The sequence below is a fragment of the Marinicellulosiphila megalodicopiae genome, from assembly GCF_045862395.1.
GTDB lineage: Bacteria > Pseudomonadota > Gammaproteobacteria > Pseudomonadales > Natronospirillaceae > Marinicellulosiphila > Marinicellulosiphila megalodicopiae.
This window is the reverse complement of record NZ_AP023087.1, coordinates 1,906,508-1,923,199: the sequence shown is the minus strand read 5'-3', so window position 1 is coordinate 1,923,199 and position 16,692 is coordinate 1,906,508. Positions and strand designations below refer to the sequence as shown.

Here is a 16,692-nt window from a genome sequence, read left to right as displayed (position 1 = left end):
ATAAATCATGATTAACTTCCAACAGTTTAAACAATCTAGTAAACGATGGATTATTGAGCAATCGGAAAAACCAACTGAAAATTTTGCTTTGTTAGTAAAAGGCAGCTATCTGTTTGCCCTTGGCATGATGGTGATTGTTTGGACCAACACCTTGGCAGAACCCTCTTTGCAAGCGGAACTGATTACTTTAGTTGGGTTAATTGTATTAATATTTGGTATCATAATCAGCTTTCGCGGATATATGGCGTTGAGCGTATTTCGCATCCTTAGATACTTTTTAGATGAGTAAACCATGTCCAGTCAAAACCAACCCGATATTGAAATTTACGTAAAAACGAAAGACGCTGAAACTATCAAAAACTGGCTAAGCACACTTTCAAGTCGAACGGTTGAATTTAGCAAAAAAGGCGACATGCTTAGCACTCAAATTTTTGTTGTAGACCATATTATCGATGTGAATGTCCTACTAAAGGCACAATCTGGCTTTTCAAGCATTTGGTTTGATAGCCAAAACACAACATGGAATAACGATTTAGCCTGCGCCCAACAATTTGTACAAGACACTCAAATTCAAGCTCGATGCATAAAATCAAGTTGGGAAGAAGATGAAACAGAAAACCCTGACTGCTGGCTAAATATTGATAATGAAAAAACCACTGAAATCATCTGGAAATAATTCTTTTATTTCTGACATAAAAAAAGCAGCCAATGGCTGCTTTTTTTGCTTTTGCTCAATTAGATACGAGCACTTAATATTTTAGTTGTATAAATCCCTTCACAACCTAATGACTCTAGTTGATCCATCACCTCATTGACCTTATCTTGCTCGATCATCGATTTAACCGCCACCCAACTTGTGTCTTTTAGAGGTGTAATCGTTGGTGATTTAATACCAGGAGTTAACTGGCACGCCTTTTCAGAAACGGCTTTTGGTGCGTCGTATTCAATCATCACAAATTGAGAAGCAACAATTTTACCTGCCACTCTTGATGTAAGTTTTTTAATTTCATCATTTTCTTTGTACTCTGGGCGAGTAAAGATAGCCGCATTTGAATAACTCATTGGCTCACCAATGATACGCAAACCTGCTTGCTTAATTGACGATCCTGTTTCTACAATATCTACGATCGCATCAGAAATACCCAATTTAACCGAAATTTCAACGGCACCTTCTAACTCAACAGTAGTATTATTTTTTCCTGCAAAAAATGCTTGTGTCGTATTTACAAAACTAGTTGCTATGCGTAAATTTTGAATTTCATCCTGAGATGTAATCTCACTTTCATTTGGCACAGCAACGCATAATTTAGAATGACCAAAATTTAAATCCAACACTTTAACCGCTTTGGATTGGCGCTCAACACAAAAATCAATACCCGTAATTCCAATATCAATGATGCCAGCAGATAAATACATTGGGATATCACTTGCCCGAATAAAATAGAATTCAACGTTGTTTTTATGATCAATGCACGTCAACGCTTTCTCAGATTTTTTGATGTGATAACCACATTCACTTAATAATTCTAACGTTGGCCCAAACAATCCACCTTTATTGGGTACGGCAATTTTGATCATAATGAATCCTCAAACACTCATTCAATTTTAAAAAGTGGCGTATTCTACATGGTTCACAATAGAGTTCACAGCTTTAAGTGATTGTGTACATGATCAATTAATAATTGATTTCCAGATTTAATAGTAACTTGCTTATCTAAGCGGCTTAAACACCACAATACCGACCAACTTAAAGACTCACCGGATTCAATGACTTCAAAGGCGCCTTGTTGCTCAATTTCAATATAAGCATTCGCTGCATCTTGATGAGCGTATATTTCAACTTCACTTTCACCAGGGGCAACGTTGCACTTTTCAACTGGGGTAAATTGTTTTATTAACAACAACCCTTTGTGCGCATTTGCAAGCCAACCTGTAGATTCATTTGCAAAAATTTTAGGTACAGGATCGGCAAGTAATTCAGGCTGATAATCATACCATTGGTACTTTCCCAGTTGTTCAATATCACATGTGGATTGAGACTCTAATTGGCAACTACTTTCATAAAACGTCACACCACCTTCTAACCGAGTGATCTCCCAAGGCGCCATTTGGTTTGGCTTTTCACTAATATTGACTAACTTATAAGTCACTTCAATTCCATTTTTCTTACATGTTAAGATTTTTTGAAGCTTCACTGCTAACTTATCATCTGCTTTAGATTGCAACACAATACAGGTTTCACTGTGCTCTAATACATCATATTGTTCTTCATCCAAAATTGCTGGAGGCGGCCACCCCCACAATGATTGAGGTGCAGGCCAAAAAGTTGAACCTACTTGAATCCCTTGTTGCACCAATGACTCTTGATCATCGATTTTAAACGAGACTATTCTGCCCCCTGAAGTTGAAATACCCATGCTTAGGTTGTTGTTACTAATTGTTAATATTGTCATTTGTTGGCTCGATTTTGTTTGCTCGATAATGCTTTGGACTGAGATTATGCCATTGTTTAAAACGATGTGAAAAATTTAATGGATCTTTAAAGCCGACTTGTTGTGCAATTTGCTTAATTGACCAATCTGTTTGATTTAATAAATCACAGGCTCTGCGCATTCTAAGCTGGGTAATTTTATGCATGGGTGAGCAATCGTATTCTTTCATACAATGACGATGTAATGAGGCTTTTGAACAATGCATTTGAGTAGATAGATCCTCTACAGTCCACAAGAGATGCAATTGTTGTTCGACGTTTGCAAAAAGTCGATGTAATTTTATCGCTCCATTTCCTGCAACAATTGACCGCTTTAATGCCTGCTCTACTAAATATTGTAACCGCTGGCTTAACGTATCTTTGAGTAATGAAGTTTGAGTGATTTGCAGTAAAACACATATATGGAAAATCTCTTCACTGTGTTCAAACGTTTCAACTTTTAACGTTTGAGGCAACAAATCAGGTGATAATTCTTTGGGCAACATAAACCATATAAAATCCCAAGGTTGATTTGCGTAATACACAAAATCTTGTCCAGCGGGGAATAAAATAGATTGTTCGGGCAAAATTTCAAAATGCCCTCTATGACTATTAATTGATGCACAGCCTTCGACACTAATTAATAATCGATGATGATGGGGGGCACTTCTGGAACAAAGGTATTTATCTACAACCTTCGTCATACCCGCCATTGAGACCCCCATTGACGTTAAAATAGGCACCTCTTTTGGGGTCATAAATCGCTCTTTTGACTTATCACCAAGCACCAATTGATTATCGATTATGATTTTCATTGAGAGTTTCACACATATTATTAAGAGTTTAAAATATTGTTTTTAGTTCAGTTTACTTTATAGTGCGCGTTTTTCACATAAAACCCATTAAAAAATCAATACTGGTATAAAACAGCAGTGTTGAAGGTAATTGAATTAAGCGAGATGTTAGATGAGTCAGTTTATTGAAGACGGTGCAAAGTACCTTTTAGACAATCCAGATATTGCTCCAAATAGCGCAGCCTATTTGTGGAATAAAAAAATGATGGTGCAAGTTAGCTGCCGAGGATACGCAGTTGGCCAATTCATGCAACCTGAACCTGCAAAATACGCTCACATACCTTCTCTTGCCGCCAAAAGCTTCATGCAACCTGAACAACCTTATTTCTCCCATCATCCTGGTCGTTTCTTTTATGTACGCGATGATGAAACTGGTGAAATGTTCTCAGCGCCTTATGAGCCTATGAAAGTTAAGCTAGATGACTTTAAGTTTATTCCTGGCTTGAGCGATGTGACCTGGGTGGCACAAAAATTTGGAATCGAAATCACAATACGTTTAACATTAGTGAATGACGAAGTCGCAGAAGTCTACCAAGTGAGTGTTAAAAACTTATCGAACAAACCTCGTAAAATTTCTTTAATCCCTTATTTCCCTGTTGGATATTCATCTTGGATGAATATGGGGGGCGATTTTGATAAAGAACTAAACGCGGTGGTTTGTACTTGTATTTCGCCTTATCAAAAAGTAGAAGATCACTTCAAGCAAAAGCATTTTAAAGACATCACGTATTTAACAGCGGATCGTACGCCTAACTCGTATGAAGTGGCACTTCAAAAATTCGAAGGCGATGGTGGCTTGCACAACCCTTCTGCCTTACAAGACAAGCAAAATCTTACAAACGGCAATGCTTTATACGAAATGCCTGCTTGTATCATGCAATTTGAATTGGAATTAGCATCAAACCAACAAGAAGATACCACGCTTTTGTTTGGCCCAGCATTTGATAAAGCCGAAATTAAAAATCTTAAAGCGAAGTTATTTGATGGCAGTTTAAACGACAAAATCCATGATTATGAAGATTATATTCATTCAGGAAATGGCTGTTTTGATATTCACACACCGGATGATCAATTAAATAATTTTGTTAATAATTGGTTACCGCGCCAAGTGTTTTATCATGGCGATTCCAATCGTTTATCAACTGACCCGCAAACTCGTAATTATTTACAAGATGCAATGGGTATGGCGTACATCAAACCCGACAGCACTCGCGCATCTATTTTACATGCTCTTAGCCAACAAGAATCATCAGGTGCGATGCCAGATGGTATTTTGCTAACCGATGAAGCTGAGCTTAAATACATAAACCAAATCCCTCACACTGACCACCCTGTTTGGTTAACCATTGTGATTGAAGCGTATTTAAATGAAACCGCTGACTGGGCTATTTTAGATGAACAAGTTAAATGGGGCGATAGCGATGAAATCACTTCTGTGTACGATCATTTATCACGAGCCATGCAATTTTTAATCAAAGAGCGTGATCATCGAGGCCTTAACTACATCGCTCAAGGCGATTGGTGTGACCCTATGAACATGGTGGGTTACAAAGGCAAAGGCGTATCAGGCTGGTTAACTGAAGCGGTCAGTTTTGCGATTCAAAAATGGGCTAAAGTTTGTGTTATTAAAAACGATCAAACCCAAGCGGATCAACTGAATCAAACTGCCCAAGAAATTAACAAATGCATTAATAACGAATTATGGGACGGCAATTGGTATGGTCGTGGCATCACTGATGACGGCGTCATTTTTGGCGTAAATGCAGACAAAGAAGGTAAAATTTTCTTAAATGCACAAAGCTGGGCACTTATGTGTGGCGCCCCTTCTGATGACCAAAAACAAAAAATGTTTAACGCCATTGATGAACAACTAAACACACCATATGGTGTGATGATGTACGCACCTGCTTATACAGCCATGCGTGATGATGTGGGTCGAGTCACACAAAAATGGCCAGGCAGTGCTGAAAATGGATCCGTTTATAACCATGCCGCCGCGTTTTATGCATCAAGCTTGTATCAATTAAATGAGTCCGATAAAGCATTTGATGTATTACGAAAAATGATTTCAGGACCCAATGACGCCGATATCAAACAACGCGGCCAATTACCGGTTTATATTCCTAATTATTATCGCGGCGCATATTATCAATTTCCTCGAACTGCAGGCCGCTCAAGTCACCTGTTCAATACAGGTACTGCCGCTTGGTTCTACCGTTTAACTTGCGAAGAAATGATGGGATTAAAAGGCTGCCCTGAAGGCTTAAATATTCAACCTAAATTACCAAGTCAATGGCAAGAAGCTCATTGTACTCGTGAATTTAGAGGCGCTATTTTTAATGTTCGCTATATCAAATCTGACAATGATGCTTTACGCGTGGATGTTAACGCTGAAACAATAACAGACTCAATAATCCGTGATATCAAAGCCAATACTACTTATGATGTTGTGGTTTACTTTTAATAATTAAGGCATTAAATGAATACCCATACACGCATTAAAATTATTGGATTAGTATTGTTGATTGCAGGAATTGGACTTGGAATTTGGGGGGTTCAACTTTCAGATTCCATAGGATCCAAGGTCACCCAAGTTATCACCGGTGCTCATACAGATAAAGTGATGTGGCTTTATATTTGTAGTGCTATCACCACAGTTGTTGGGATGTTTTTAATTATTAAAAAATAATGTTTGTTCAGTGCAATCCGCAACTGCTCGAATTGTGATTGTTAATAGCATCTGCATTGCCTAATAAGCTACTTCCATGTAGCAATCGGCAATATCAGGCGACAGGTATGAATTTACGTGGTCAATATTCACTTATAACGCAGTTTTGTGTAACGCTGACATGTACTGTATCGTTACAATAAATCCTACAAAAAGAGAGTTTACATGAGCATCATTGCATCATTATTTATCGGTGGCATTGCTGGATGGTTATCTGGCAATATCATGAAAGGAAAAGGGTTTGGCTTAATTGGCAATATCGTTGTAGGCATAGTCGGTGCGATAATTGGCGGGTTTACTTTTGGACTCGCAGGCTTTTATGCTGACAGCATAATTGGCTCAATCATCACCTCTACCGTTGGGGCATGTTTATTACTTTATTTAATCCGCATCCTTACAAAACCATAAAGTGATTTCAATAAAGTAAAATACACTATTTAGTTTAGATCTTAATTCATTTTGCTTTTTTGAAAATACCTCACGCAATTGCGACCATTATTTTTAGCTTGATACAATGCTTGATCAGCATGCTCAACTACATCTTTAAATTCAGATTTACTGTTTGCAGTTGCCACCCCAATACTCGCCGTAACAGGATATCCTAGACCCATATCAAAACTTTCAATATTTCTTCTCAGTTTTTCCAATCTATGCTCAAAATGAGCTTTATTTTTATTTGGCATCAAAATAATGAACTCTTCTCCACCAAAACGTGACACACTTTCATAATCATGCGTAAAATCCATTAATATCCTCCCCAAATTCATCAAAACAACATCCCCTTTTTGATGACCGAATTTATCATTAATTTTTTTAAAAAAATCTATATCCACCATCACAGCAGTCAACGGAAACCAATTATTGGTTAGACACAACATCATTTGTTGCTTCATTCCGTTTCGGTTTAACACCCTGGTTAATTCATCAGTTTTGTTAATTAATTCTAGATTTTCAGTTCTTTCAGATAATGAATCATTAATTTCAATAAGTATCTTTTCATTTTTATTGGTTCGCCAAATTCTAAACCCTAAAAACAGTGAAATTATTAAAAAAGATAAGATTAAAATTGCCGCCCAAAATAAAAGTAAATATTCATAAAGTTGTTCAATTGTGAATATACTTCGCTTTAATTCAATCGCCGACACTCTTAAACTAAATGAGCCAACAGACGGATGAGAACCCGTTGAAATTTCAATCATTGGCACATTAGTTAAATCAACTGAGCTTTTAACGTCTTCATCCCTCACCTTTGTAAGCCACCAATTTGGCACAATCAATCGATTAAGCTCCAAATGAATCGGAGGCCCTAATTCTGTTTTTAATAATTCGACTAAATTAAATTTATAAAACGTGTCAGGGTCTTCATTTAATTTATTAACATTTACCTCATAATTTCGAAGACTTACCCTTAAGAAATCTTCAGAGGTGGGTGAAATAAAATTACCAAAAACCGTCATTTCTTCAAATTTGGATAAATCTATCCCCTTAGTTTTATTTTCTGTTATCCATATTTCAAGTCGACAGGTAGGATCAGACTTTTCATCTAAAATCTGACAATCAAAACCTGAAAATTGATCACTTGCCATTTTATTAATGACTGTAAATCCTTCACTGCCAATTTCAATTGCTGCAATGGTGTTTGATTCGTTTACTTCTATATACATTCTATCAATTGAATAGTATGGATAAAAAACAACTAAAAATACCGACCCCAACAAACATACAAACAATATAATTGGAATAAGTACAAGGGCATTTATTAAATTGAATAATTTAGGCATCTAGTCCCCTTCATGCTTAATACAATTTCGGCCATTATTTTTTGCAACATATAATGCGTTATCAGCTTTTTCAATCAATTGTTTAAATTCAATTCTATAGATAGAAGTTGCTACCCCAAAACTTGCCGTAACGGGCTTATCAATTGGCATATCATAAGTTTCAATTTCGACTCGTAATGCTTCAATTCTTTCTTTCACCATTTCAAATGTTTGATTTGGCATTAATATCATAAATTCTTCCCCCCCAAAACGAGAAACGCTTTCATCATTTTTTATGAATTTATTTAATAATTCACCTAAATTAGCCAAAACCACATCCCCTGTTTGATGGCCATAACGGTCATTTATTTTTTTAAAATGATCCAGATCCACCATCACAACGGTAAGAGGCAATACATCTTGGCTCATGCAATCCATCATCTTATTTTGCATACCAGCTCGATTAAGTACACCTGTTAATTCATCGGTTTTATTAAAAATTTCAAGCTCTGCTGAACGTAGAGATAACGCAGTATTGATTTGAATTAAATTCTTTTCATTATCGACTTTCGTTCGAAGTAAAATGGCAAAATATATTGAAACAATCATTAAAATTAAAAAGATAAAACAGCCCCAAACAAGCAATATATACTCATAAACCTTGGTAATTGGCACCACTTCACGATCAAAATCAAATGACGATATCCGAAGTTTATGTTCACCAATTGTGGCATGTGTTCCTGTGGAAACTTCTATTAAAGGTACATTGTTAATAGCAACGAAACTATCGACTTTTTGTCCTTTCATCATCGACATCCACCAAAAAGGCACACTCAGATCACTTAAATCGATCCTGATTTCATCTTTAAAGTTTTTACGCTGAATTTCAATCAAGTTATATTTATAGGTATGTACTTTATTCATTTGGGTATAACCCAAATCAAATTGCCTCAAGCTGACTCTTAAAAAATCATTCATACTGGGCGAATCATAAGTTCCATGAATAGTCATATACTTATACAAACTTAAATTTAACCCTTGAAATTCACTAGGGGTAATCCAATTCAGCATTATGCAATATGGGTGTGGGTCTCCTTTTTTAATTTCACAATCAAACCCTTGACTCGCCCCCTCTTCAACTTTTTTAGACCAACTATTACCCTGAGAAATTGAATCCGAATAGACTTTCACCCAATTGTCCGCCACATTTATGGTGGTCGTTTCATAGGAGTATTTTTCATAATTATTAAGTGCTGAGATCGTGGCTGACATTAATATCAGCACCGTACTCATTATGAATAAAATCGTCTTTATAGGTACTGCATTTTGCTGCATTAATTTGACCTAAATGTATTAATAGAATTACGAAGCTTCCTTTAACGTTAGAGGATACACAGCTTTTGGTCAATTTTTGAAATTAATTAAATTTTTCCATATTTACAGGTAACTCGACATAAATTCATGCTTTTTTACAAACAATCATTGTTTTGCATTCATTTCTATCATGATAAAAATTGAGAACCTTGTTGCATTTTTTTACATTTTATTGCACATTACTGAGCATCCAAGCATTATCTTAAGGATTAATAATGAATAATAATAATGAACAACTTGCGCGCCTCCCAATTTACTTATTTTTATGGATAGCAGGAGCCGATGACGACATATCTCCTAAAGAAATAGAAACATTTCACCGCTTAATAGACAAAACCAGTTGGTGTAAAAGCCGTTACTTAATCGAACACGTCAATTTAAGTTCTCAGATATTCAAAACCGTATGGAAGCAATATCAAGATGGAAGTTTTAAATTAAACTCTTTAGATATTCGAATACTATTGGAAAAAATCAAGTTTCAATATCCAATTTCTGATTGTCAAAATATCAAAGATGATTTACTACTAATTTGCGAAGCAATTGCTAAAACAGATGGGGGAATTTTTGGCATTAATACAATCAGCACTTCTGAGGCTAATGCAATCATAGTTATTGAGACATTAATTAATGAAACATTAATATTTCAAAGTGACACACGTAAAAATGAACCCTCTCAAATTGAAAGACAAATATCATCTGACCGATTTTGTTCTGCTGAATCCATTGATTTAATATGCATTGGTGTCAATCAAGAAACCAATGACATTCATACATTTCGTTTCAAAGAAATCAATAATCGACTATTTGATTATCAAGCAGGTCAATTCATTACTTTTAATTTAATGATTGATTCAAAAAAAGTAAGTCGCTCCTACACCATTTCATCAACCCCTACTCGTCCAGACATTTTAGAAGTCACCATTAAGTCTATTGAAGGTGGACTGGTTTCCAATTGGATGAAAAGTCACATCCACCAAGGCTCAAAACTCAACGCTAAAAAAGCGGCAGGGGAATTTATATTTAATCATTCAATCACTAAAAAAGCCTTGTTCATCAGTGCTGGTAGTGGCATTACTCCGGTAATGTCAATGCTCCGTTCTTTATATGATATTAATAGAAATATGGATATTATTTTTTTAAATAGTTGCCGTACAGAAAAAGACATTGTATTTAAAGACGAAATTAATTTTTATAGTAAAAAAATGCCGCTTTTGAAATTTCATTATTCATTAACTGGGCAATGTCGAAAATCTTGGAAAGGCATGACTGGGAGATTGAATGCAGAATTACTACAACAAGCAGCTATTGATCTACATGACAGGCATATCTATTTATGTGGCCCCGATAAGTTCAAAGATTCAATCGAAGCGGTTTTGAAATCCTTAAACTTCAATTTTGATAATTATTTTTATGAAAGCTTTGGCGGCAATACTGAAATCACGTTTAATGGAGAATCCACTTTATCCAAAATTATTTTTAATATTTCGGATATCGTTGCAAACATAACCAGCCCACAATCCTTATTAGAATGTGCAGAATCAGCTGGAGTTTCCATCCCTAATGCATGCAGAGCAGGGGCATGTGGCTCATGTAAAGTGAAAGTTGTATCGGGAAAGGTAATCTCACTTAAAAGCGGAAAAAAAGTAGACAGTCAAGATACTGTATTAGCTTGTTGTCACACCAGTGTTGAAGATGTTGAATTAGAAGTTTAAAAAAGGAATTAAAAATGATTAGTCAAATTTCAGAAAGAAAAATAAGCGTAATAAGATGGGGCATGGTTTTAGGTTGGGCCTTTATTGCAACAATGCTATTAAATGATGCATTGAGTTTAAATCAATCAGCAAATGAAATTATTACAATTGAAAGCTCAGTCCTATTTCAAGGTCAGCCAATAAATATTGAACCTTTTTCGTTATTTAATAAAATATTTTGGACAATCATCATCCCATTGATACCAGTTTCATTATTATTATTTGGACACAGCACTTGGAGAAGAATATGTCCTTTATCAGCAATCATGCAAATACCTAGAAAGCTTAATATTCAATTTTCGAAAAAAATCATTTCAAAAGATGGTGAAATCACCCGATCAAAACTAGAAGTTAACAAAAATTCTTGGCTGGCCAAAAATTACTGGTATTTGCAATTTTTTATACTTTTTTCAGCAGTGACGGGACGCATTTTATTTTATAATGCTGATCCGATTGGATTATTGGTGATTTTTTCTACTTTAATCATTTCCGCATTAATTATGGGATATTTATTTTCCGGTAAAACTTGGTGCCATTATATTTGCCCAATGGGACCTGTCCAAAAATTTTATTCAGGAACAAGCGGTCTTTTAGAACAAAAGGCACACTTTTCTAACTCCAACATCACTCAATCTATGTGCAGAACATCAGACAATAAAAGTAATTGCGTTGCATGTAAAACAGACTGCCCCGATATTGACTTAGAAAAAAATTACTGGTCTGAAATCACCGAAAACGGACGTAAATTCTTTTATTTTGGGTTTCCTGGTCTGGTAATTGGGTTTTATCTTTATTATTTTTTATATTCTGGCAACTGGGAGTATGTATTTACCGGTCAGCCAGTAAAAGATATCAATCAAATACAATCATTATTAAATCCAGGATTGTTTATTAACAATCAGATCATCAAAATCCCTAAAATTATTGCTGCTCCGGGTGTGATTGCATTGTGTATTTTATTGACAAATATCATTGGGCGTACCCTGCAAAACCATTATCAAAACCTTCGATTAAAAGCAGGCAGTCCATTAAGTGAAAAAGAATATTTACATGCTGCATTTAATATCAGTGTTTTTATTACCTTTAATGTCTTTTATATTTTTAGCGGTCGCTCTAATTTAAACTCGCTGCCCTTTTATTTAACTTACATAATCGATTTTTCACTCATTGCTTTCAGTACAATTTGGCTCGTTAAATCATTTAAACGTACGGCACAAGAATATAAAATCGAGTCTGTTGGTAACACATTACGCAATAACATCAAGCGATCTCCTATAAATTGGAATGAAGTACTAGAAAATCGATCCGTTGTGGATTTGTCTCACCACGAAATTTATGCCTTAGCGCGCATCATGCCTAAAATAAGCAAAAGCGAATCAAGTACTATTTACAAAGAAGCATTAAGTGACGCCTTTTATCGAGGGGATTTAAAAACAGAACAAGGTTTAATGATCATTGATGATTTAAAAACAAAACTGCATATTTCGCAAAAACAACATGAAGCATTTTTAAACGATTTGATTTCAAATAATATTACAACTCATAACATTTAAAAACACCAAAAACCCTAAAAACACCAAGTTTAAAAGTGTTATAAACTTGGTGTTTTTAAAAATTTTAGATTCCCCTCTTCACTTTAAAGCGCTAAATATTATTCACCAGATCTCACCTTTTCAAATCAACTGCCCCACTGCATAAAGAACGTTTTAATTACATGAAGTTATAGGTACAATACCGCCCACAATTTACCTGTAGGAGTGATCATGAGTCTGACAATAGATGAAGTGAAAAACATTGCATATCTTGCCCGTGTTGGGGTTTCTGAAGAAGATTTGCCAAAGAACCTAGAAAGTTTAAACAAAATCTTATCCTTAGTGGATCAATTACAATCTGTGAATACCGATGGCATCGAGCCGTTAGCCAATCCGCTTGATGCGACACAGCGTTTACGTGCAGATGTGATTACAGAGAAAAACGATCGCGAAAACCTACTATCCAACGCCCCTTCTTCTGAAGCTGGCTTGTTCTTAGTACCGAAAGTTGTTGAATAACCATTAGGAATCAAAATGTTTGATAAAACCTTAAAGTCGCTTTCAGATTCGTTAGCGAAAGGTGAGTTTTCTTCTGTTGAGTTAACTACCGCCTACTTAGAAAAAATTAAAAAAGAAGATCCAGCCATTAACGGTTACATCACCGTGACTGAAGAATTAGCACTAGAGCAAGCAAAAGCAGCCGATGCGCGTATTAAAGCGGGCAACGCAGCACCTTTAACTGGTGTACCGATTGCTCACAAAGATATTTTTTGTACTCAAGGCGTTCGTACTTCTTGTGGCTCAAAAATGCTGGACAACTTCAAAGCGCCTTATAACTCTACCGTTGTTGAAAATTTCAACGCAGCGGGCACCGTTACTTTAGGTAAAACGAACTTAGATGAATTCGCGATGGGTTCATCAACAGAGTCTAGTTATTACGGCCCAACTAAAAATCCTTGGGACTTAAACAAAGTACCAGGCGGTTCTTCTGGTGGATCAGCAGCTGTCGTTGCTGCTCAATTAGCACCTGCTGCAACCGGTACAGATACGGGCGGATCGATTCGTCAACCTGCATCATTTTGTGGTTTAACGGGTTTAAAACCGACTTATGGTCGTGTATCTCGTTGGGGCATGATTGCTTATGGATCATCATTAGACCAAGGCGGTCCAATGACAAAAACCGCTGAAGACGCGGCATTAATGATGAACGTGATGGCGAGTTTTGATCCTAAAGATTCAACCTGTTTAGATAAAGAAGTGCCGGATTACACCGCCACTTTAAATAACGACATCAAAGGATTAAGAATCGGTTTACCAAAAGAATACTTTGGTGAAGGTTTAGATCCTGAAATTGCAAAAGCGATTGAATTAGCCGTTAAAGAATTTGAAAAACAAGGCGCGATCGTAAAAGAAATTTCTTTACCTCGCACCGCTGAAGCGATTCCTGCTTACTACATCATCGCGCCTGCTGAAGCATCAACGAACCTTTCTCGCTACGATGGCGTACGTTACGGTTACCGTTGTGAAGATCCAAAAGACGTAGACGATTTGTTCTGCCGTACTCGCCAAGAAGGGTTTGGTGAAGAAGTGAAACGCCGTATTATGGTGGGCACTTACGCACTTTCTGCTGGATTTTACGATGCATATTACCGCAAAGCACAGCAATTACGTCGCTTAATTAAAAACGATTACGAAAACGCGTTTAAAGAAGTGGACGTCATTATGGGTCCAACGACACCGAATTCTCCTTGGAATATTGGTGACAAAAACTCAGATCCAGTTTCTGCCTATCTAGAAGACATTTACACAGTGTCATTAAACTTAGCCGGTCTTCCAGGCATGTCAGTACCAGCAGGTATGGCAAACGGATTACCAGTGGGTTTACAGATTGTCGGTAATTATTTTGACGAAGCGAAGTTATTAAATCTTGCGCATAAATATCAACTAGCAACTAACTGGCACACACTTACGCCAGCGAAAGCATAAGGAGGATTTAATATGAAATGGGAAATCGTCATTGGATTAGAAATCCACGCACAGCTTTTAACCAACACAAAAATCTTTTCAGGTTCTAGCATTAAATTTGGTGCTGCACCGAACACACAAGCGTCAATCGTTGACATGGCAATGCCTGGTGCGTTACCCGTATTTAACGAAGACGCCCTTCGCAAAGCCGTCATGTTCGGCTTAGCCGTCGATTCAGAAATTGGCTATACCTCTGTATTTGATCGTAAGAACTACTTCTACCCAGATTGCCCGAAAGGCTACCAAATCACACAGATGGATTACCCAATTGTGGGCATCGGTGAAGTAGAAGTGATGTTAGACGACGGCAGCACCAAAAAAATTGGTGTGACCCGCGCGCATTTAGAAGAAGATGCAGGTAAATCATTACACAATGAATTCCCTGGTCAAACCGGTATCGATTTAAACCGTTGTTCTACAACATTGTTAGAAATCGTATCTGAGCCAGATATGCGTAACGCAAAAGAAGCCGTTGCGTATTTGAAAAAAATTCACTCAATCATCACTTACCTAGAAATTTCTGACGGTAACATGGCTGAAGGTTCAATGCGTTGTGATGTAAACATCTCTTTACGCCCAGAAGGTCAAGAAGAATTCGGGACACGTACTGAGCTTAAAAACTTAAACTCATTTCGTTTTGTAGAAAAAGCGATTGCAGTAGAAGTGGAACGCCAAGCTGAAATATTAGAAAACGGCGGCACAATCACACAAGAAACACGTTTGTATGATTCAGAGAAAAATGAAACTCGTCCAATGCGCTCAAAAGAAGTAGCAAACGATTATCGTTATTTCCCAGAACCCGATTTATTGCCCGTTGTGATTACAACAGAATACGTTGAAGCGATTCGTGCAACTTTGCCTGAATTACCAGAGGCAAAACAAGCGCGTTTTATGGATGAATATTCATTAAGCAAATACGACGCGTCTGTATTAACCGCAACCAAAGAAATGGCCCATTATTTTGAAGCAGTTGCCAAAATCACATCTGAGCCAAAATTATCAACCAACTGGATCATGGGTGATCTTGCAAGTTTGTTAAACAAAAACTTAATAGACATTGAAAACAGCCCAGTATCTTCTGATGATTTAGCAGCCATGATCAACCGCATCAAAGACAATACCATTTCATCTAAAATGGCGAAAACCGTATTTGAAGGATTGTGGGAAGGTGAAGGCACCACTGATGAAATCATTGAAAAACGTGGCTTAAAACAAGTTACGGATTCTGGTGCAATTGAAGCATTAATTGATGACGTAATTGCTAACAACCCAGGCCAAGTTGAACAATACCGTGGCGGTAAAGAACAGCTTTTCGGTTTCTTCGTAGGTCAAGTGATGAAAGCATCAAAAGGTCAAGCGAATCCGGGTCAGGTTAATGGATTATTGAAGTCTAAACTGCAAGGTTAAAAAAATACGACACTTATAGCTCACATCCACTTTATATAAGTGTCATATTTTTATCGATAATATCAAATTGAGATTTATCTCAATTTAATATATATTCACGTTTTTTTAATATAGGAATAAAAAATGAAACTAAAACTTTTAATTGGAACGATAATAATAGCAACAACAGTTAGCTGTTCAAACGTAACAATCAAACCCTCTCCTGTTGAAGTAAGCGGTCCTGCTACTTACAAAGCAACTGTACCTTTCTATTTTGGTGGACCGTTAGGTGAACGCCATATTGATGTTGTATCAATTTGTGGAAACGTAGCTCCAAAACAAATGAGAGCAAAAACCTCATTCGTAAATGGTCTCTTGGCTGGCTTAACTATAGGAATTTATACACCAAAAACCGTTGAAGTTTGGTGTTAATAGGAGAAATTATATGAATATTTTAAAATTAGGTTTATTAGCAACTATCCTTATTAGTTCAAGCTGCTCAACTATTTATTTCGATAACGGCAATAAAACTGGTCATGTCGTTAAAAAAAGTATACATCATCATGCAGTATTTGCTTTAGTTGAAGTTTCAGCTCCTTTAGATTTAAAAGGCACATGTGGTGACAATAAAGAGTGGTCATCAGTTAAAGTAGAAACAAAGTTCGGAACTGCATTGTTAAATTCTATTCTTACCTCGGCAATTAGAATTCCAGGTTCATGGTCAATGAACAACACTGAAATTTCTTGTGCATCTGTCAGTGCTGAATAAACGTTAATATAATTTATTTATAAAACCAGCCTAGGCTGGTTTT

17 protein-coding genes are annotated in these 16,692 nt (G+C 36.4%); 12 read left to right on the top strand and 5 right to left on the bottom strand.

The features are described 5' to 3' along the window. Positions 1 to 7: 7 nt before the first annotated feature. Positions 8 to 289 carry a hypothetical protein gene (locus TYM08_RS08165; RefSeq protein ID WP_422382481.1) on the top strand — a complete coding sequence of 94 codons (282 nt, stop codon included), beginning with the start codon at positions 8 to 10 and terminating at the stop codon, positions 287 to 289. A 3-nt stretch (positions 290 to 292) separates the two neighbouring features. Next, a complete protein-coding gene (locus TYM08_RS08160) occupies positions 293 to 676 on the top strand; it encodes a hypothetical protein (RefSeq protein WP_422382480.1) in 384 nt (127 codons plus the stop codon). A 59-nt stretch (positions 677 to 735) separates the two neighbouring features. Here the strand turns inward: TYM08_RS08160 and hisG are convergent, their stop codons facing one another. From hisG to TYM08_RS08145, 3 genes are all read right to left on the bottom strand, one after another. Next, on the bottom strand, positions 736 to 1,578 hold the full coding sequence (hisG, locus tag TYM08_RS08155; protein ID WP_422382479.1) for an ATP phosphoribosyltransferase: 843 nt from the start codon (positions 1,576 to 1,578) through the stop codon (positions 736 to 738). Positions 1,579 to 1,643: 65 nt separating this feature from the next. Then, positions 1,644 to 2,453 carry a DUF4380 domain-containing protein gene (locus tag TYM08_RS08150; RefSeq protein WP_422382478.1) on the bottom strand — a complete coding sequence of 270 codons (810 nt, stop codon included), beginning with the start codon at positions 2,451 to 2,453 and terminating at the stop codon, positions 1,644 to 1,646. After that, a complete protein-coding gene (locus tag TYM08_RS08145; protein ID WP_422382477.1) occupies positions 2,434 to 3,285 on the bottom strand; it encodes a helix-turn-helix domain-containing protein in 852 nt (283 codons plus the stop codon). The genes TYM08_RS08150 and TYM08_RS08145 overlap by 20 nt, the downstream gene beginning before the upstream one ends. Before the next feature lie 151 nt (positions 3,286 to 3,436). Here TYM08_RS08145 and TYM08_RS08140 point away from each other — a divergent pair, with 151 nt between their 5' ends. The 3 genes from TYM08_RS08140 to TYM08_RS08130 all read left to right on the top strand — a co-directional run bounded on the left by TYM08_RS08140 (position 3,437) and on the right by TYM08_RS08130 (position 6,460). Next, complete coding sequence (locus TYM08_RS08140) at positions 3,437 to 5,788, top strand: GH36-type glycosyl hydrolase domain-containing protein (RefSeq protein WP_422382476.1); 2,352 nt, start codon at positions 3,437 to 3,439, stop codon at positions 5,786 to 5,788. Between the two features lie 15 nt (positions 5,789 to 5,803). Continuing rightward, complete coding sequence (locus TYM08_RS08135) at positions 5,804 to 6,013, top strand: DUF3185 family protein (RefSeq protein WP_422382475.1); 210 nt, start codon at positions 5,804 to 5,806, stop codon at positions 6,011 to 6,013. 204 nt (positions 6,014 to 6,217) lie between these two features. Continuing rightward, a complete protein-coding gene (locus TYM08_RS08130) occupies positions 6,218 to 6,460 on the top strand; it encodes a GlsB/YeaQ/YmgE family stress response membrane protein (protein WP_422382474.1) in 243 nt (80 codons plus the stop codon). 41 nt (positions 6,461 to 6,501) lie between these two features. Here TYM08_RS08130 and TYM08_RS08125 read toward each other — a convergent pair whose 3' ends face one another. Both TYM08_RS08125 and TYM08_RS08120 read right to left on the bottom strand, forming a co-directional pair. Beyond that, positions 6,502 to 7,833 carry a GGDEF domain-containing protein gene (locus tag TYM08_RS08125; protein WP_422382473.1) on the bottom strand — a complete coding sequence of 444 codons (1,332 nt, stop codon included), beginning with the start codon at positions 7,831 to 7,833 and terminating at the stop codon, positions 6,502 to 6,504. Beyond that, positions 7,834 to 9,084: a GGDEF domain-containing protein gene (locus TYM08_RS08120; RefSeq protein WP_422382472.1), complete on the bottom strand. Its 1,251-nt coding sequence runs from the start codon at positions 9,082 to 9,084 to the stop codon at positions 7,834 to 7,836. It lies immediately after the preceding gene. 317 nt (positions 9,085 to 9,401) lie between these two features. Here TYM08_RS08120 and TYM08_RS08115 point away from each other — a divergent pair, with 317 nt between their 5' ends. The 7 genes from TYM08_RS08115 (at position 9,402) to TYM08_RS08085 (ending at position 16,649) form a co-directional block, all read left to right on the top strand. Beyond that, the gene (locus TYM08_RS08115) at positions 9,402 to 10,898 is read left to right on the top strand and encodes a 2Fe-2S iron-sulfur cluster-binding protein (protein WP_422382471.1); all 1,497 of its coding nucleotides are present in this window, start codon (positions 9,402 to 9,404) and stop codon (positions 10,896 to 10,898) included. 14 nt (positions 10,899 to 10,912) lie between these two features. Next, a complete protein-coding gene (locus tag TYM08_RS08110; protein WP_422382470.1) occupies positions 10,913 to 12,490 on the top strand; it encodes a 4Fe-4S binding protein in 1,578 nt (525 codons plus the stop codon). Between the two features lie 210 nt (positions 12,491 to 12,700). Continuing rightward, entirely contained in the window at positions 12,701 to 12,988 is a 288-nt protein-coding gene (gene gatC, locus TYM08_RS08105; protein WP_422382469.1) for an Asp-tRNA(Asn)/Glu-tRNA(Gln) amidotransferase subunit GatC, read from the top strand. A 15-nt stretch (positions 12,989 to 13,003) separates the two neighbouring features. Continuing rightward, on the top strand, positions 13,004 to 14,455 hold the full coding sequence (gatA, locus tag TYM08_RS08100) for an Asp-tRNA(Asn)/Glu-tRNA(Gln) amidotransferase subunit GatA (RefSeq protein ID WP_422382468.1): 1,452 nt from the start codon (positions 13,004 to 13,006) through the stop codon (positions 14,453 to 14,455). 12 nt (positions 14,456 to 14,467) lie between these two features. Continuing rightward, a complete protein-coding gene (gatB, locus tag TYM08_RS08095; RefSeq protein ID WP_422382467.1) occupies positions 14,468 to 15,901 on the top strand; it encodes an Asp-tRNA(Asn)/Glu-tRNA(Gln) amidotransferase subunit GatB in 1,434 nt (477 codons plus the stop codon). A 123-nt stretch (positions 15,902 to 16,024) separates the two neighbouring features. After that, complete coding sequence (locus TYM08_RS08090; RefSeq protein WP_422382466.1) at positions 16,025 to 16,312, top strand: Bor family protein; 288 nt, start codon at positions 16,025 to 16,027, stop codon at positions 16,310 to 16,312. Between the two features lie 13 nt (positions 16,313 to 16,325). Continuing rightward, positions 16,326 to 16,649, top strand: a complete 324-nt coding sequence (locus TYM08_RS08085; RefSeq protein ID WP_422382465.1) for a Bor/Iss family lipoprotein — start codon at positions 16,326 to 16,328, stop codon at positions 16,647 to 16,649. The last annotated feature ends 43 nt before the right edge of the window (positions 16,650 to 16,692 follow it).

Excerpts from the sequence above, each read along its gene's own strand:
- TYM08_RS08165 (WP_422382481.1), top strand. The coding sequence starts at position 8 with ATGATTAACTTCCAACAGTTTAAACAATCTAGTAAACGATGGATTATT.
- TYM08_RS08160 (WP_422382480.1), top strand. The coding sequence starts at position 293 with ATGTCCAGTCAAAACCAACCCGATATTGAAATTTACGTAAAAACGAAA.
- hisG (WP_422382479.1), bottom strand. The coding sequence starts at position 1,578 with ATGATCAAAATTGCCGTACCCAATAAAGGTGGATTGTTTGGGCCAACG.
- TYM08_RS08150 (WP_422382478.1), bottom strand. The coding sequence starts at position 2,453 with ATGACAATATTAACAATTAGTAACAACAACCTAAGCATGGGTATTTCA.
- TYM08_RS08145 (WP_422382477.1), bottom strand. The coding sequence starts at position 3,285 with ATGAAAATCATAATCGATAATCAATTGGTGCTTGGTGATAAGTCAAAA.
- TYM08_RS08140 (WP_422382476.1), top strand. The coding sequence starts at position 3,437 with ATGAGTCAGTTTATTGAAGACGGTGCAAAGTACCTTTTAGACAATCCA.
- TYM08_RS08135 (WP_422382475.1), top strand. The coding sequence starts at position 5,804 with ATGAATACCCATACACGCATTAAAATTATTGGATTAGTATTGTTGATT.
- TYM08_RS08130 (WP_422382474.1), top strand. The coding sequence starts at position 6,218 with ATGAGCATCATTGCATCATTATTTATCGGTGGCATTGCTGGATGGTTA.
- TYM08_RS08125 (WP_422382473.1), bottom strand. The coding sequence starts at position 7,833 with ATGCCTAAATTATTCAATTTAATAAATGCCCTTGTACTTATTCCAATT.
- TYM08_RS08120 (WP_422382472.1), bottom strand. The coding sequence starts at position 9,084 with ATGTCAGCCACGATCTCAGCACTTAATAATTATGAAAAATACTCCTAT.
- TYM08_RS08115 (WP_422382471.1), top strand. The coding sequence starts at position 9,402 with ATGAATAATAATAATGAACAACTTGCGCGCCTCCCAATTTACTTATTT.
- TYM08_RS08110 (WP_422382470.1), top strand. The coding sequence starts at position 10,913 with ATGATTAGTCAAATTTCAGAAAGAAAAATAAGCGTAATAAGATGGGGC.
- gatC (WP_422382469.1), top strand. The coding sequence starts at position 12,701 with ATGAGTCTGACAATAGATGAAGTGAAAAACATTGCATATCTTGCCCGT.
- gatA (WP_422382468.1), top strand. The coding sequence starts at position 13,004 with ATGTTTGATAAAACCTTAAAGTCGCTTTCAGATTCGTTAGCGAAAGGT.
- gatB (WP_422382467.1), top strand. The coding sequence starts at position 14,468 with ATGAAATGGGAAATCGTCATTGGATTAGAAATCCACGCACAGCTTTTA.
- TYM08_RS08090 (WP_422382466.1), top strand. The coding sequence starts at position 16,025 with ATGAAACTAAAACTTTTAATTGGAACGATAATAATAGCAACAACAGTT.
- TYM08_RS08085 (WP_422382465.1), top strand. The coding sequence starts at position 16,326 with ATGAATATTTTAAAATTAGGTTTATTAGCAACTATCCTTATTAGTTCA.